Annotated in this window: 13 protein-coding genes; 7 read left to right on the top strand and 6 right to left on the bottom strand. The window is 73.0% G+C overall.

Annotation, left to right across the window (positions count from 1 at the left end; genetic code table 11):
* Nucleotides 1–120: 120 nt before the first annotated feature.
* The gene (locus tag ABFX81_RS01560; RefSeq protein ID WP_086853687.1) at nt 121–1,683 is read left to right on the top strand and encodes a multinuclear nonheme iron-dependent oxidase; all 1,563 of its coding nucleotides are present in this window, start codon (nt 121–123) and stop codon (nt 1,681–1,683) included.
* A 9-nt stretch (nt 1,684–1,692) separates the two neighbouring features.
* Here the strand turns inward: ABFX81_RS01560 and ABFX81_RS01555 are convergent, their stop codons facing one another.
* From ABFX81_RS01555 to ABFX81_RS01545, 3 genes are read right to left on the bottom strand one after another with little or no spacing between them, the layout of a single operon-like run.
* Complete coding sequence (locus ABFX81_RS01555) at nt 1,693–3,174, bottom strand: amino acid permease (RefSeq protein ID WP_086853689.1); 1,482 nt, start codon at nt 3,172–3,174, stop codon at nt 1,693–1,695.
* A complete protein-coding gene (locus ABFX81_RS01550; RefSeq protein ID WP_086853691.1) occupies nt 3,171–4,742 on the bottom strand; it encodes a GMC oxidoreductase in 1,572 nt (523 codons plus the stop codon). Before ABFX81_RS01550 ends, ABFX81_RS01555 begins: the two co-directional genes overlap by 4 nt.
* A gap of 24 nt (nt 4,743–4,766) precedes the next feature.
* Complete coding sequence (locus ABFX81_RS01545) at nt 4,767–6,233, bottom strand: aldehyde dehydrogenase family protein (protein WP_346137511.1); 1,467 nt, start codon at nt 6,231–6,233, stop codon at nt 4,767–4,769.
* A gap of 384 nt (nt 6,234–6,617) precedes the next feature.
* On the opposite strand from ABFX81_RS01545, the gene ABFX81_RS01540 reads away from it, so the two are divergent.
* The 3 genes from ABFX81_RS01540 to ABFX81_RS01530 all read left to right on the top strand — a co-directional run bounded on the left by ABFX81_RS01540 (nt 6,618) and on the right by ABFX81_RS01530 (nt 9,977).
* On the top strand, nt 6,618–7,370 hold the full coding sequence (locus tag ABFX81_RS01540; RefSeq protein WP_086854734.1) for a DUF4142 domain-containing protein: 753 nt from the start codon (nt 6,618–6,620) through the stop codon (nt 7,368–7,370).
* A gap of 86 nt (nt 7,371–7,456) precedes the next feature.
* A complete protein-coding gene (locus tag ABFX81_RS01535; RefSeq protein ID WP_086854733.1) occupies nt 7,457–8,215 on the top strand; it encodes a TIGR04222 domain-containing membrane protein in 759 nt (252 codons plus the stop codon).
* A 139-nt stretch (nt 8,216–8,354) separates the two neighbouring features.
* The gene (locus ABFX81_RS01530; RefSeq protein WP_086854732.1) at nt 8,355–9,977 is read left to right on the top strand and encodes an alpha/beta fold hydrolase; all 1,623 of its coding nucleotides are present in this window, start codon (nt 8,355–8,357) and stop codon (nt 9,975–9,977) included.
* Here ABFX81_RS01530 and hemQ read toward each other — a convergent pair whose 3' ends face one another.
* Together hemQ and hemG are read right to left on the bottom strand one after the other, a co-directional pair.
* Nucleotides 9,978–10,721, bottom strand: coding sequence for a hydrogen peroxide-dependent heme synthase (hemQ, locus tag ABFX81_RS01525; RefSeq protein ID WP_086854731.1), 744 nt, complete (start codon nt 10,719–10,721; stop codon nt 9,978–9,980).
* Nucleotides 10,722–10,726: 5 nt separating this feature from the next.
* Nucleotides 10,727–12,193, bottom strand: a complete 1,467-nt coding sequence (gene hemG / locus ABFX81_RS01520; protein ID WP_086854730.1) for a protoporphyrinogen oxidase — start codon at nt 12,191–12,193, stop codon at nt 10,727–10,729.
* A gap of 157 nt (nt 12,194–12,350) precedes the next feature.
* Between hemG and ABFX81_RS01515 the strand changes: the two genes are divergently transcribed.
* Together ABFX81_RS01515 and ABFX81_RS01510 are read left to right on the top strand one after the other, a co-directional pair.
* Nucleotides 12,351–13,394 carry a DUF4349 domain-containing protein gene (locus ABFX81_RS01515; protein WP_346137510.1) on the top strand — a complete coding sequence of 348 codons (1,044 nt, stop codon included), beginning with the start codon at nt 12,351–12,353 and terminating at the stop codon, nt 13,392–13,394.
* Nucleotides 13,395–13,421: 27 nt separating this feature from the next.
* Nucleotides 13,422–14,813, top strand: a complete 1,392-nt coding sequence (locus ABFX81_RS01510; protein WP_346137509.1) for an FAD-dependent oxidoreductase — start codon at nt 13,422–13,424, stop codon at nt 14,811–14,813.
* Between the two features lie 117 nt (nt 14,814–14,930).
* Here the strand turns inward: ABFX81_RS01510 and ABFX81_RS01505 are convergent, their stop codons facing one another.
* Nucleotides 14,931–15,266, bottom strand: coding sequence for a hypothetical protein (locus ABFX81_RS01505; protein ID WP_086855375.1), 336 nt, complete (start codon nt 15,264–15,266; stop codon nt 14,931–14,933).
* A gap of 134 nt (nt 15,267–15,400) precedes the next feature.
* On the opposite strand from ABFX81_RS01505, the gene ABFX81_RS01500 reads away from it, so the two are divergent.
* Nucleotides 15,401–16,225: a rhomboid family intramembrane serine protease gene (locus tag ABFX81_RS01500; protein ID WP_086855376.1), complete on the top strand. Its 825-nt coding sequence runs from the start codon at nt 15,401–15,403 to the stop codon at nt 16,223–16,225.

Genomic DNA, 16,225 nt, shown 5'->3' with positions numbered 1-16,225 from the left:
GCCATCGGTGGGCCGAACCTCAAATGTTCCTCTGAAGGTGCCCGTGGCGGGGTTCGGGGACGGGCGGCTGGGCCATACCCCCCTCACGTTCGAGGAACCGGCGGTGCGGAGGAGGGGACGATGGAGCGACTGGGGACGGGCATCGGCTGGCGACCGGAGATCGCGGACGCCGTGGAGCGCATGCCGGGCATCGACTGGGTCGAGGCCGTGGCCGAGAACGTCTGCCCCGGCCATCTGCCCGACCCGCTGCGGCGGCTGCGCGAGCGCGGCGTCACCGTGGTGCCGCACGGCGTCTCGCTCGGCCTCGGAGGTGCGGACCGCCCCGACGAGGGCCGCCTGACCGCACTGGCCGAACGGGCCGAGGCACTCGGATCGCCGCTGGTCACCGAGCACATCGCGTTCGTACGGGCCGGCGGTGCTCTGACGGCGACCCCGCACCTGGAGGCGGGCCATCTGCTGCCCGTCCCCCGGACCCGGGACGCGCTCGACGTGCTGTGCGAGAACGTGCGCATCGCGCAGGAGGCGCTGCCGGTGCCGCTGGCCGTCGAGAACATCGCCGCGCTGATCTCCTGGCCCGGCGAGGAGATGACGGAGGGCCAGTTCCTGTACGAGCTGGCCGACCGCACGGGCGTCCGGCTCCTCATCGACGTGGCCAACCTGCACACCAATCACGTCAACCGCGCCGAGGACCCGGCCAAGGCCCTCGCCGAGCTGCCCCTGGAGGCCATCGCCTACGTCCATGTCGCCGGCGGCTTCGAACGCGACGGCGTCTGGCACGACAGCCACGCCCACCCCGTCCCCCGTCCGGTCCTGGACATCCTGACCGACCTCGCGTCCCGCGTCTCCCCTCCGGGAGTCCTCCTGGAACGCGACGAGAACTTCCCGGAACCGGCGGAGCTGGAGGCCGAGCTGGCCTCGATCCGGCGGGCCGTGGAGGCGGGGGCCGTCGAGCGGGTGAAGGCGGAGGTGCGCGCGGCGGGCCACGCGGTCGCCGCGCGGCCGACCGCCGCGCCGGGAGGCCGGAGCGAGGCGCGGTGGCCGGGGAGCGCGCCCGGAGGCGGGAGCGAGGTCCGCGCCGACGCCCCCGCGCGCGGCGACGCAGCCACGCCGAGGGCCGGCGGCACGCTGACGCCGGACGTGCCTGACGCGGGGTCCCGGGGCGAGCAGCGCGACACGCTCGTGGCCGCCGGGACGCCGCAGGGCCACGAGACCGGGGCGGCCGGGGCGACACGGGGCGCCTCCGGCCGGCCCGAACACACGGGCGTCGACGAGGCCCGGCAGCGGCTCGGGCTCGCACAGGCCGCGCTGCTGTCGGCGCTGGTCGCGGGGACGCCCGTGCCCGAGGGGTTCGACCGGGCGCGGGTCGGCGTACAGGCGCGGGCCCTGGCCGCCAAGCGGGCGGACGTCGTGGCGAAGGTCGCGCCCGAACTGCCCGAGATCCTCGGGGCGCAGTACCGTACGGCCTTCCTCGGGTACGCCCAGACCCAGCCGATGACCGGCGGCTACCGGCGCGACGCGCTCACCTTCGCCGAGCACCTGCTGTCCGCCGGGCGGCCCGGGGACGCGGCGGCGCGGCGGGAGCTGCGGGAGTGGTGGCTGGAGCGGTCGGGACCCGCGCCCCGGTCCCGGCGCCCGGTCCACCGGCTGGCCCGGGCCACCCGGAAGGTGCTGCTCCGGCGCTGACCGGGGACGTCAGTTCTTCGATACGGCCTCGTCCTTCGGCACCGCGTCACCGGCGGCCGCGCCACCACGGCCGTAGTGATGGGTGGTGAACATGTACAGCACGCCGGTGCCGACCACCACCGCACCGCACAGCAGGACGATCCAGTTCTCGTACCACGGCTTCTCCGGGCTGCGGGCCCAGCAGATGTTGATGATGGCGAAGATGCCGTAGGCCAGCGCCCCGATGTTCACGGGAAGGCCCCAGCGGCCCAGGGTGAACTCCCCCGCCGGACGCCATCCCTTGAGCCGGGCGCGCAGCGCGGCCAGCACGACCATCTGGAAGGAGCCGTAGATGCCGAGGATCGCGAACGAGACGATGTTGGTGAGGGCGTCCTCGGAGAACAGGGAGGCGAAGGCGATGAGCAGCGGCACCGCGGCGGACACGAACAGCGCGTAGCCGGGCACCGCGCGGGCGTGGGCGAATCGCCGCAGCAGCCGGTGGCCGGCGATCATCTCGTCCCGGGCGTAGGAGTAGATGAGCCGCCCGGCCGCGGCCTGGAGGCTGATCGTGCAGGACAGGAAGGAGATCAGCACCACGGCCATCACCATCCGCGCCCCGGTCTCGCCCATGGCGTCGTACAGCACGTCCACCACCGGGTCCGCCACCTCGCCCGAGATGATCGCGTCGAAGTCCGTGACCGACAGCAGCAGTGACATACAGGTGAACGTGGCCGCGGCACCGCCGATGTAGATGGTGCGGCGCATCGCGCGCGGGATGACACGGCCCGGGTGGGCGACCTCCTCGGCGGTGTCGCCGCATGCCTCGAAGCCGTAGTACTGGTAGAAGCCGATGATCGCGGCCGCGAGGAACGCCGGCAGGTAGGAGCCGTCTCCCTCGGTTCCGTAGGTGTCGAAGATGACGCCGATGCCGTGGTGGCGGTGGGTGGCCAGCAGGTAGATGCCGACGACGAGGGCGCCGATGAGCTCGCCGCCGAAACCGATGATGGCCGCCAGCGAGAGCGCCTTGGTGCCCATGTAGTTGATGAGGATGGCGACGACGATGAGCACGGCGGTGCACAGCACGGTGGTGTGCACGGTGGCGTCGAAGCCGAAGAGGATGGCGATGTAAGGGCCGGCGCCGTAGGCGACGGAGGTGATGGTCACCAGCAGCGCCCACATGTACACCCAGCCGGTCATCCACGCCCAGCGCTTGCCCCACAGCCGCCGGGCCCAGGGGTAGACGCCGCCGGCGATCGGGTACTGGGCGACGATCTCGCCGAAGATCAGCGCGACGAGGAACTGCCCGCAGCCGGCCAGCACGAACGCCCAGATCATCGGCGGTCCGCCGTCGACGATCGCGATGCCGAAGAGGGTGTAGGTGCTCACCACCGGGGAGAGGTAGGTGAAGCCGAGCGCGAAGTTGGCCCAGGGGCCCATGTCCTTGCGGAACTCCGAGCCGGGCTCTCCTGAGGGTGTGCCGGCCGCCGGGGCGGGGGGCGTCGGGCTGGTCACTTCCGGGCCTCCTGTTCCGCGGGGCCGGGCCGGTCGAGGATCAGGTCGGCGGCTCGTTCGGCGGCGAGCAGGACGGTCACCATCGGGTTGATGGTGGGCATCGTCGGGAACACCGACGCGTCGACGATCCGCACTCCCTCGACGCCGAGCAGTCTCAACTCCGCGTCGCAGACGGCCATCGGGTCGTCCGGGGCGCCCATGCGGCAGGTGCCCGCCGGGTGGTAGACGGTGTGCGCCGCGCGGCGGCCGTACTCCGACAGGTCGGCGTCGGAGACGACGTCCGGGCCCGGCGCGACCTCGCGGACGAGCCAGTCGCGCAGCGGGTCGGTGGCGGCGACCTCGCGGGCGACCTTCAGCCCCTCCACGATGGTGCGTTCGTCGTGCCCCTCGGGGTCGGTGAAGTACCGGAAGTCCAGGGCGGGATGCTCGGCGGGGTCGGAACTGCGCAGCCACATGCGGCCGGTGGAGCGGGCGCGCGGCACGTTGGGCGTCATGCACACCCCGTACGGCGGCACGGGATAGCCCAGGCGCTCGGTGTTGACGGTGAACGGCACCTGGTAGAAGTGGAACATCAGGTCGGGGCGCGGCTGGCCCTGGTCGCGGCGCAGGAACAGGCCGGCGTCGGAGTCCATCGCGGAGTTGGGCGGCAGTGGCCCCTCCGTCTCCCAGACGATCACGGACTCGGGGTGGTCCAGCAGGTTCTCGCCCACGCCGGGCAGGTCGGCCCGGACGTCGATGCCCAGGCCGCGCAGGTCGTCGGCCGGTCCGAGGCCGGAGAGCAGCAGCAGGCGGGGGGTGTCGATGGCGCCCGCGCACAGGAGGAGTTCGCGCTCGGCGCGCACGGTGGCGGGTTCGCCGTCGGCGCCCCGGACGGCGACGCGGGTCAGCCGGCCCGACTCGTCCGGGAGCAGCCGGTGCGCCCAGGTCTCCAGCAGGAGCGTCAGGTTGGGCCGGTCCAGGACGGGGTGGAGGTAGGCGACGGACGCGGAGGAGCGCAGGTTGCCCTCCGGCTGGTAGGCCAGCGAGAAGAAGCCGGTGCCGTCGGCGAAGGGCTCGGCGTTGAAGTCGTCGACGACGGGGACGCCGAGGGCACGGGAGGCGGCGGTGACGAAGTCCTCGGCGATGGGATTGCGGTCGGCCTCGGCCACCGGGACGATCCGGGTGAGCAGCCGGTCGCGGTAGGGGAGGATCGTCGCCGGGTCCCAGCCGGAGCAGCCCCCGCTCACCCAGTCGTCGAGGTCCTGCGGCAGCGGCAGGAAGCTGATCAGGGTGTTGTGCGAGGAGCAGCCGCCGAGGACGCGGGCCCGTGAGTGCAGGATGTGGGAGTTGCCGCGGGGCTGCTCGACGGTGGTGTAGCCGTAGTCGAACTCCGATCCCAGCAGGTTGATCCAGTTGCGCAGACGCAGGATGCGCTCGTCGCCGACGTCGCTGGGGCCGCCCTCGACGACGCAGACGCGGCAGTCGGGGTCCTCGCTCAGACGGGCGGCGAGCACACAGCCGGCGGTGCCGCCGCCGACGATGACGTAGTCGTAGGCGGACTCGGCGCCGTGCGCGGTGGTGGGGGCCATGCGGTGCCCTGCTTTCTGTGTCGTTCAGCCCTTGAACCAGCCGGAGGGGGCGGGGGCGAGGTTCTGGTAGATGTGCTTGGCCTCCTGGTACTCGCGCAGCCCGGTGGGGCCGAGTTCGCGTCCGACGCCGGAGCGGCCGAAGCCGCCCCACTCGGCCTGCGGCACGTAGGGGTGGAAGTCGTTGATCCAGACGGTGCCGTGCCGCAGCCGCTGCGCGACGCGCTGGGCGCGGCCCGCGTCGGAGGTCCATACGCCGCCGGCCAGGCCGTAGCGCGTGTCGTTGGCCCGTTCCACCGCCTCGTCCTCGGTGCCGAAGCGCTCGACGGTGACCACCGGGCCGAAGACCTCCTCCTGGACGATCCGCATCGACCGGTCGCAGTCGGCGAAGATCGTCGGCAGCAGGAAGAAGCCGCGGCTCAGGGCGGGGTCGTCGGGGCGGGTGCCGCCGGTGACGAGGCGGGCGCCCTCCTCCTGGGCGATGGCGATGTAGCGCTCGACCTTCTCGCGGTGCTCGGCGGAGCTGAGCGGGCCGCTCTCGGTGCCTTCCGCCATGCCGTTGCCGAGCCGGATGGCCTGCGCGCGGCGGGCGAGCGTCTCGACGAACCGGTCGTGCAGCGAGTCCTGGACCAGCAGGCGCGAACCGGCCGAGCAGACCTGCCCGGAGTGCAGGAAGGCGGCGTCCAGCGCGTAGTCCACGGCGGCGTCGAAGTCGGCGTCCGCGAAGACGATGTTGGGGTTCTTGCCGCCCAGTTCGAGGGCGATGTTCCGCGGGCCCTCGGCGGCACTGGCCATGATGGACCGCCCGGTGGTCAGGCCGCCGGTGAAGGACACCAGGTCGACCTCGGGGTGGCTGGTCAGGGCCGCGCCGACGGTCGCGCCGGAGCCCAGCACCAGGTTGGCGACGCCGGGCGGTGCGCCGGCCTCCTCGATGAGCCGGATCATGGCGATCGTGGTGAGCGGTGTGGTCTCACTGGGCTTGAGGACGAAGGTGTTGCCGGCGGCCAGCGCCGGGGCGACCTTCCAGGAGGCCTGGAGCAGCGGGTAGTTCCAGGGGGCGATGAGCGCGCAGACTCCGACCGGCTGGTAGACGACGCGGCTGAGGACGTCCGGGCCGACGTCCACGACCCGGCCGCCGTCCTTGCCCGCGAGTTCGGCGTAGTAGCGGAAGGCGTTCGCCACGTCCTCCACGTCGATGCGGGCCTCGGCCAGCGTCTTGCCGGTGTCGAGGGTCTCGGTGCGGGCGATGTCCTCCTGGTCGCGCAGCAGGAGGTCGCGGACGCGCAGCAGGAGGTCGGCCCGGTGGCGTGAGGTGGCGTTCGCCCAGTCCTCCTCGTCGAAGGCGCGCCGGGCGGCGCGCACGGCGCGGTCCACGTCGGTGGCGTCGGCCTCGTCGACGGTGGTGACGACGGAGGCGTCGTAGGGGTTGACCACCTCCCGCCGGCCACCGGCCGCCGCCTGTGTCCACTCGCCGTCGATGTACAGCTCGCCCACCGCGGGGCCTCCTTCGCATCCGGCCGGTGCCGATCGGCTCGACGGTCAGCAACATGGCCCATCGGGCGGGCAGCGGCCACGGGGCGCACCGCCCCGGCGGCGTGCCGGTGGTCCAGAGGACCCGGGTGGGCTAGTCACCCGGCCGCGCCGGTGCGCACGCGAGTGTGCCGGGGCTAACACCCGGGTCAGGCCCGCCCGGAACCACGGAGTGATTTGAACGTCTTTACCCCGGTGAGTCCCATGTCGCTCCTCCCCCAGTCGTCCCGTCCTGCCCCCGTTACAACCATTCACCCCTGTACGGCAGTTGACGTAGACCCCGCAGTAACATGTCAACTCCGCACCTGAAGCCCATTAGCGTGCGGTGCCGTACCAGGAGGCACCACCATGCGACCGCGACCCCCCGTCAAGGGCCGAGGCATCGTCAGCGGCACGGGGCTCATCGTCACGTGTCTGGCGGCGACGTTCGCCGCACTGGTCTTCTCCCTCTGGCCGTACACCGACCGGCCGGAGACGGGACCGGATGTGCTCAGCGCCCAGACCCTGCGCACCAGCTACGGCCCGTTGTCCGCGCTCGACCAGGACTTCCTCGTCAAGGTCCGGCTGGCCGGACTGTGGGAACTGCCCGCCGGGCAGCAGGCGCGGGCCAAGGGGACCACCCCGGCCGTCCGGACGGCTGGCCGGCATCTCGTCGACGGGCACAGGTTCCTCGACGAACGGGTCCGCGGTGTCGCCGCACGGCTGAACCTCGCCCTGCCCGACGAGCCCAGCGACCAGCAGAAGCAGTGGCTGGAAATCCTGGACGAGACACAGGGTGCCGAGTACGACCGCCAGTTCGCCACCATCCTGCGGCTGGCACACGGCAGGGTCTTCTCGGTCGTCGCCCAGGTCCGCGCGAGCACCCGCAACTCGCTGGTGCGCGACCTCGCCGACGACGCCAACACGACCGTCCTCGACCACATCAGGGTCCTGGAGGCCACGGGCTGCGTCGACTTCGACGCCGTGGCCCGCGATCTGGTCACCGGGAGTACTCCCCCGACGGCGGTCCCGGCTCCGGCCTCGCCCACGACTCCGGTCCCGGCGCCGGACCCGGCCTTCACGCTTCCGCCGCCCACCTTCCGCCCGCCGCCGGAGCAGTGAAACGGAACGTCACATACCGACAACACTCCGTCCGGATCGTGAACAAGGCATGGTGTTTCCGAGACCGTGTCACATACAAACAACATATGCTCTGGGTTCTTTTCCTGCTGGCGGCCTGGGTGGTGGCCGGCACGGCGTGCACGCGCCTGTGCCTGGCCGCCGTACGCGCCGCGGCCGCCGACGCAGACACCGGCCGCGTCCATGAACTCACGCTCTACGAGGCCGCGTTCCTCTCCGGCGGCCCCCGGCGGGTCGCCGACGTGACCCTCGTGGCCATGGCGCGCCAGCGCCGGCTGCTCCTGGCCCACACCGGCTGGGCGACGGTCGTCGATCCGCGCGGGCGGGACGAGATGGAGCGGTCGGTCATCGGGGCCATCGGCCCCGAGGGGCAGTCCCGGATAGCGCCGGTGCGGGCCACCGCCGCCACGGCGGACGCGGTGCGCGGCATCGCCGACCGGCTGGTGCGCGCGGGACTCGCCGTGCCCGACAGCGCCCGTACGACGGTGGCGGCGGCCGTCCGGCAGGTGCGCTCGGCGGCCGTCGCCGTACTCGGTCTCGGCGGGGCCGCGCTGCTGACGCCCCCTCCGCCGGACATGCCGCGTCATCTGGTGGCCCTGTGGTTCGCGCTGCCGCTCACCCTGACCCTGAGCTGTCTCGGCATCGCCCGCATCGAGGTCCACCCGTACTCGCGCTGGGCCTCCCCGGCCGGCCAGCGGCTGCTCGGCGCACTGACCCGGAACGCGGACGGCACCGCCGACGACCGCACGTACCTCACCTCCGTGGCCGTACGCGGCGTCCGCGCGATCGGCGAGCCGGACCTGCGCGCCGCCTTCACGCGCCGCTAGGGGCATCCTCCAGGCACACGACTGACAGACCGGGGGCACACAGGGGCATTGAGGCCGACACCGGCGGACGGTGCTTGCCTTCCCCAACCACCCCGCGAAACATCCCTTTTGTCACCACCGTGCATTGAAGGGATTCGCGATGAGAGCCGCCCTCCTCTACTCGGCAGCAGGGTCCTTGCTGCTGAGCGCCCTCACCGCCGCCCCGGGCTCCGACAGCTCGCGGGCGACGGCCGAGCTGCGCGGCACCGCGGTGGCCGCCGCGCGGGCGAAGGCGGCCGGCATCGACTTCGGCCCGTGCCCCGACGCGGAGGACCTTCCCGGCAGCATGCGGTGCGGCACGGTCACCGTCCCGCTGGACTACGCACAGCCCGACGGCAAGCAGATCGAGCTCTCCGTCGGCCGCGCCCGGGCCACACAGAAGGACCCGCACAACAGCAAGCGCAAGGTCCGCCGCCAGGGCGCCCTGGTCTACAACCCGGGCGGCCCGGGCGCCTCCGGCCTGTACTTCCCCCTCGTCGGCCTGCTGCCCGAGTGGAAGCGGCTCGGAGCGGCGTACGACCTCGTCGGCTACTCCCCGCGCGGAGTCGGCCGTTCCGCGCCGCTGTCCTGCAAGGACCCCAAGCAGTTCTTCACGGGGCCCACCCAGTCACCGACGCGCCCCTCCGAGTCGTACAAGAAGGAACGCATCGCGCAGGCCAAGGCGTACACGCGCGGCTGCGCCGAGCGGGCCGGCGGAGCGCTGCGCCACTACCACTCGCTGAACAACGCCCGCGACCTCGACGTGCTGCGCGCCGCGCTCGGTGAGGAACGGCTGACCTTCGTGGGCTCGTCGTACGGCACGTACTTCGGGGCCCTGTACGCGACGCTGTTCCCCGCGCACGTGCGGCGGATGGTGTTCGACTCGGCGGTGGACCCGGACCCGGAGGAGATCTGGTACCGCAACAACCTCGACCAGTCGGCGGCGTTCGAAGACCGCTGGAAGGACTTCCGCAAGTGGATCGCCCTGCACCACGACGTGTACGGGCTGGGCAGGACCGCGCGGGAGGTGCGGCGCAGCTACGAGCGGGCGAGTGCCCGGCTGGCCGTCGAGCCGGCCGGCGGGAAGGTCGGGCCGGGGCAGTTGCAGGGGGCGTTCCTCCAGGCCGGGTACTACGACGACCAGTGGCCGCACCGGGCGCACGCGCTGTCGGCGTACCTCAAGGGCGATCCGGGGCCGCTGGTCGAGCAGGCGGCACAGCACCCGGAGGCCGCCGTCGAGGCGGAGAACTCACGCGCCGTCTATGTGGCCGTCGAGTGCAACGACGCCCCCTGGCCGACGGACTGGGAGGTGTGGGACCGGGACAACACCCGGCTCGCACGGGTGGCGCCCTTCGAGACGTGGGACAACGTGTGGATGAACCTGCCCTGCGCCTACTGGGAAGGGCCGCGGCAGCGCCCGCTCGACGTCGGCACCGGGCCGGGCGAACTGCCGCCGACGCTGATCCTGGCCGCCGAGCGGGACGCCGCCACGCCGTACGACGGCGCCCTCGAACTCCACCGCCGCCTCGCGGGCTCCGTCCTGGTGACGGAGCGGGACGCGGGCACGCACGGCCTGGCGGGCGGGCCGAACGCCTGCGTCAACGGCCACATGGAGGCGTATCTGCTGGAGGGCCGGCTGCCGGGACGGGGTGCGGACTGCGCCGCGCGTCCGGAACCGAAGCCGAAGCCGAAGCCGCGTTCGACGGCCCCGGGGAAGCCCGGGGCCGGACGACCGCTCCGCTGATCAGGCCAGACCCGCGACGAGCTCCGCGATGTCCTTGCGGCGGCCCGTGAAGAACGGGACCTCCTCGCGGACGTGCCGACGCGCCTCCGAGGCGCGCAGGTGGCGCATGAGGTCGACGATGCGGTACAGCTCGTCGGCCTCGAAGGCGAGGATCCACTCGTAGTCGCCGAGGGAGAACGAGGCGACCGTGTTGGCGCGCACGTCCGGGAAGCCGCGGGCCATCTTGCCGTGGTCGGCGAGCATGCGGCGGCGGTCCTCGTCCGGCAGCAGGTACCAGTCGTAGGAACGCACGAAGGGGTAGACGCTCACGTAGTTCCGGGGCGTCTCGTCGGCGAGGAACGCCGGGATGTGCGAGCGGTTGAACTCGGCGGGGCGGTGCAGCGCCATGTTCGACCAGACCGGCTCCAGGGCGCGGCCCAGCTTGGTGCGGCGGAAGAGGTTGTACGCCTCCTGGAGCGCGTCGCTGGTCTCGGCGTGCCACCAGATCATGAGGTCGGCGTCGGCGCGCAGGCCCGAGACGTCGTACGTGCCGCGGATGGTCACGTCCTTGGCGGCGAGCTGGTCGAACAGCTCCTGGACCTCGTCGGCGTACCCGGCGCGGTCCTCGGGGAGGACGTCCTTCAGCTTGAAGACGGACCAGAGCGTGTAGCGGATGACCTCGTTGAGGTCCTTGGCCAGCTTGCCCTTGTTCGCGATGCGGTCGGGCGTGGCGCTGGAGGCCGTGGTGGAGGCGTCGTCACTCATGCTCCTCATTCTCCCGCTCCGCCGTGCAGGCTCTGCACCGGGTGGGCGGTGAGGTCCTGCACACCTCGCAGGTCGCCGTGGATCTGGTCCACGGCCGCGTACGCGCTCGCGATGCACGCCGGGATGCCGACGCCGTCGTACGGCGCGCCGCACACGGCGAGCCCCGGGAGCTTCGCCACGTGCTCGCGGACACGGGCCACGCGCGCGTGGTGGCCGACGGGGTACTGGGGAAGGCCGTCGTCCCAGCGGGTGACGCGGGTCGCGACGGGTGTGGCGTCCAGGCCGGTGGCCGCCTTCAGGTCGTGCCGGGAGACCTCCACGAGCCCGTCGTCGTCGCGCTGGAGGATCTCCGTCTCGCCGTACCGTCCGACGGAGGTGCGCAGGACGACCAGGTCCGGGTTCTCGTCGGCGATCCAGCCCCACTTCTGCGAGGCGAAGGTGGACGCCTTGATGGTGCGCCCGTCGACCGGCGGCACGAGGAAGCCGCTGCCCTCGGGGAGGGCCGTCCCGGCGCGGCGGTAGGCGAGGGTGACCAGGGCCATGGAGGCGTACTCGACGCCGCCTAGCTCGGCGGCGGCCTCGGGGGACTCGGTGCGCAGGAGCCGGGCGGCCGCGGGGGCGGGCACGGCGAGCACCACCGCGTCCGCGTGCAGCACCCGCTCGCCCGTGACCACGCGCCATCCGCCGCCGTCCGCCGCGCTGTGGCTCAGCTCCGTCACCGGCGTCCCCGTCTGGATCTCGCCCCCGCGTGCCCGCACCGACTCCGCCACCGCGCGGGGCAGCGTGCCGACACCGCCCTGGATGCCCATGAAGACCGGGCCGGTCTGCCGGGCGGCGGCCGCCTTCGCCTGGATCTCGCGGACCCCTGCCGTCAGGGAGGTGTGGCTCCGGGCGGCCTGGAAGAGCTGCGGGACGGCCGAGCGCATCGAGATGCGGTACGCGTCGCCCGCGTAGACGCCGCCCAGCAGGGGTTCCACCAGGCGGTCGACGACCTCGCGGCCGAGGCGCGCGGCCACGTACTCCCCGACGGCCACGTCGTCGCCGACCTCCGTGCGGGGCAGGTCGGCGTCCCGGTCGATGCGGGCGAGGCCCTCGTCGGACAGCACGCCGGACAGGGCCGCTGCGGTGCCGGGCACGCCCATCACGTGTCCCTTGGGCATCGGCCGCAGCGCACCCCGGGTCCAGATCGAGGCCGTCGCCGTCGCGGGCGGCAGGAGCCGGTCGGCGAGGCCCACCTCCCGGGCGAGCGCCACCGCCTCGGGGCGGCGGGCCAGCATCGACTCGGCGCCGAGGTCCACGCGGGCGCCCGCGATCTCCCCGGGCAGCAGCTTGCCACCGACCCGGTCGGAGGCCTCCAGCACCGTCACCCGCGCCCCGCGCTCCAGCAGCCGGTGCGCGGCGGCCAGTCCCGCGATGCCCGCCCCGATGACGACGACCTGCCCCGTGCCCGCACGGGCTTGAACTTCGCGCATGCCCCCAGCCTCTCAGACCCCACAGACAGCGCCGCCGCGCCCCGGTGTCCTTCACGAGTCCCGACCGTGACCGCATCGGAACCGTCCCGGACCAAACGTCCGGCCCCTCCCGGGCGTCGAAGAAACGTCAGCCGAACCGATCCCCGGGGGAAACCACATGCGCACAACAGGACCCGTCCGCCACCCCGTCCCGACCCCAGGGGGCGTCCGCACGATCCCGCTGGCCCCGCGACGCCCGGTACGCCCTCTCGCCGCGCTCCTGCTGGCCGCGGCCCTCGCGCTCACCGGATGCAGCGGCGCGGGCGAGGACTCCGCAGGCAGCAGCGCCGCCGACCGGGGAGTCGTCGCCCCGGACGCCGACGACAAGGCCGGCGCGAACGAGGCCGCCCCCGGCGGCGCCGGAAGCGGAGCCAGGGCGACCGCGCCCGCGAAGCTCCCCACGGCCCACATCATCCGCACGGCCTCACTGACCGTGCAGGTCAAGGACGTCCCGAAGGCCCTGGAGGAGGCCCGCACCGGCACCGAGAACGCGGGCGGCTACGTCGGCAACGAGACCACCACCCGGGACGGGGAGGGCCACGAGCGCACCCGCGTCGTGCTGCGCGTGCCCGTCGAGAAGTACGACGAGGTCCTCACCGAGCTGGAGGGCGCGGGCAAGCTCCTCGACCGCAGTGCGAAGGCGGAGGACGTCACCGACCAGGTCGTGGACGTGGAGAGCCGCATCAAGTCGCAGCGCGCCAGCGTGGCCCGGATCCGCGAGCTGATGGACCAGGCCACCAAGCTCAGCGACGTGGTCACCCTGGAGGGCGAGCTGAGCACCCGCCAGGCCGACCTGGAGGCTCTCCTCGCGCGCCAGGAGACCCTGAAGGACCGCACGAGCCTGGCCACCATCACCCTGTCGCTGTCCGAGACGCCGGTGAAGAAGGAGGCGAAGGACGACGACCCGGGGTTCGTGGACGCGCTCGCGGGCGGCTGGAACGCCTTCGTGACGATGCTGCGCTGGCTCGCTGTGGCCCTCGGCGCGGTCCTGCCGTTCGCGGCGGTGGCCGCCCTGCTCGCGCTGCTGTGGCTGCGCGTCGTACGCCCCCGCCTCCCGCGCCGCCCGCGCCCCGCGCCCGCCACGAGCGCCCTGGGCCCGCTGCCGACGGCCCGTCCGGCCCCGCAGTCCCCGCCCGCGCGGACCCCTGACGAGCAGGACTGAAATGCCGTGCTCCCGTAGCGTGTTCGCATGAACATGAGCCGTACGCGCAGGGAGCGACTGGTCGTGATCGGCGGCGACGCCGCGGGGATGTCCGCGGCGTCGCAGGCGCGCCGTCTGAAGGGCCCCGACGAGCTGGAGATCGTGGCGTTCGAACGCGGCCACTTCACGTCGTACTCGGCGTGCGGCATCCCGTACTGGGTGGGCGGCGACGTCCCGGACCGGGACCGGCTCATCGCCCGCACGCCCGAGGAGCACCGCGCCCGGGACATCGACCTGCGGCTGCGCACCGAGGTCACGGAGCTCGACCCCGACGGGCAGCGGGTACGCGCGCGTGACCTCGAATCGGGCGCCGAGTCCTGGACGTCGTACGACAAACTCGTGATCGCGACCGGCGCCCGGCCGATCCGGCCGGACCTTCCGGGCATGGACGCCCCCGGGGTGCACGGTGTGCAGACACTGGACGACGGCCAGGCGCTGCTCGACACGCTGGCACGCACGCGTGGCCGCCGCGCGGTGGTCGTCGGGGCCGGCTACATCGGCGTGGAGATGGCCGAGGCGCTCATCAACCGCGGCTACGAGGTGACGGTCGTCAACCGCGGCAGCGAGCCCATGTCGACCCTCGACCCGGACATGGGCCGCCTGGTGCACGAGGCCATGGAGGGCCTGGGCATCACGATGGTGAACGACGCCGAGGTCACCAAGATCCTGACGGCTGACGACGGACGGGTACGGGCGGTGGCCACCCAGGACCGCGAATTCCCGGCGGACGTCGTCGTGCTCGGCATCGGGGTCCGCCCGGAGACGACCCTCGCGCGGACGGCCGGCCTCCCCCTCGGTGCCCACGACGGGCTCCTCACGGACCGCTCGATGCGGGTGCGCGGGCACGAGAACATCTGGGCGGGCGGCGACTGCGTCGAGGTCCTCGACCTGGTCTCCGGCCAGGAACGGCACATCGCGCTCGGCACCCACGCCAACAAGCACGGCCAGGTCATCGGCACCAACGCCGGCGGCGGCTACGCCACCTTCCCGGGCGTGGTCGGCACGGCGGTCAGCAAGGTCTGCGACCTGGAGATCGCGCGCACGGGACTGCGCGAGAAGGACGCCCACCGCGTGGGCCTGCGCTTCGAGGCGGTCACCATCGAGTCGACCAGCCGCGCGGGCTACTACCCGGACGCCTCCCCCATGACGGTCAAGATGCTCGCCGAACTCCGCACGGGCCGCCTCCTCGGCGTCCAGATCGTCGGCCGGGAGGGCGCGGGCAAACGGGTCGACATCGCAGCGGTCGCCCTCACGGCGGGCATGACGGCGGAACAGATGACCACCCTGGACCTCGGCTACGCCCCGCCGTTCTCCCCTGTCTGGGACCCGGTTCTGGTAGCGGCCCGCAAGGCGGCGGCAAAGGTCCGCGGTTCCTTGTGAAGGACGGTAGGGAACCAGGGGCGCGGGGCTGTATCGATCTGCGGCTCCGCCGCGTGGGCGCGACCAGCCACAATGAACCCGCACCCGGCAGCGGACCCGCGCCCCTGCGGCGAAACCCTACGCAGTCCCGGCAGTGCCGTTGATCCGGTCGATCGCCTGCCTCGCCTGCTCCGCCGGCGGCCGGGACGGCAAGGACGACACCGACGCCGAAGCCGCCGTCACCGCCGGCGGCGGCTGCTCCCCCGCCGGCTTCGCGTGCGCGGCGATCCTGGACGACCGCAACCGGTGGCTCACCGCCTCGTCCAGCGTCACGGGCCGCCGCATCTGGGTCGCCAGCCGCCCGGCCTCCTGGCCGAGGCGGGCCACGTCCTCCCACGGCAGCCGCACCACCAGCGTCAGCTCCGCCTCGCCGTCGGGCAGGGCGTGCATCGGAGGAGTAACTCGGTCGTTCATCGCCTGTTCCTCACGTCGGCCCCGCGACCCGCCTTCCCCGCGCCGCGGGCGGTTGCCGACACATACGCACGCCCGGACGGCTGCGTTCACCGGCGGGACCGATTCACCGGCGGCGCCCCGGGCACACGTGTGGCGTGGTCATCCCCGTTCATGACGTGAACCCCGCGCGGCGCACCGCCTGGGTGACGTACGCGCTGCTCGCCGCCAACATCGTCGTGTTCCTGCTCACTCCCGGCATGGCCGGTTCCGTGGTGGGCGAGGGCAGCCTGGCCCAGCTGTGTCACCTCCAGGCGTTCCTGGACCAGTACGCGGCGGTGCCACGACAGCTGATCCACCATCAGATGCCCCGGCTGGTGCCCACGGGCGAGATCGGGACGGGCCCGCAGGGAGCCGGCTGCGTGGTCGGCCCGCCGCCCTACGACAAGTCGCCGGAACTGAGCGTGCTGACCGCGATGTTCCTGCACGGCGGCTGGCTGCACCTGCTGGGCAACATGCTGTTCCTGTGGATCTTCGGCAACAACATCGAGGACCGGATGGGGCACCTGCGCTTCCTGCTCTTCTACGTCGCCTGCGGCTACGCGGCGTCGTACGGTTTCGCGGTCCTGAACAACGCCTCGGCCGACCCGCTGATCGGCGCGTCCGGAGCGATCGCCGGGGTGCTGGGTGCCTATCTGGTGCTGTATCCGAGGGCCCGGGTCTGGGTCCTCGTCCCGTTCCTGGTCTTCCTGCCGCTGCGGCTGCCCGCCTGGACCGTGCTGGGCCTGTGGTTCGTGCTCCAGGCGGTGTACTCCTCCGGCGGCGGCCTCTCCGACGCCGGCACGGTGGCGTACGCGGCGCACATCGCCGGCTTCCTCGCCGGCATGCTGATCGCCTGGCCGCTGCGCCCCGGCACACCGCCGCCGCCGGAGCCGCGCGGCATCGTCTTCGGCAGGCGGGCGAGGCCCCGGCACACCTGGTGA

The sequence above is a fragment of the Streptomyces coeruleofuscus genome (assembly GCF_039532725.1).
Classification (GTDB): Bacteria; Actinomycetota; Actinomycetes; order Streptomycetales; family Streptomycetaceae; genus Streptomyces; species Streptomyces coeruleofuscus.
This window is presented reverse-complemented; position numbering and strand designations above follow the sequence as displayed.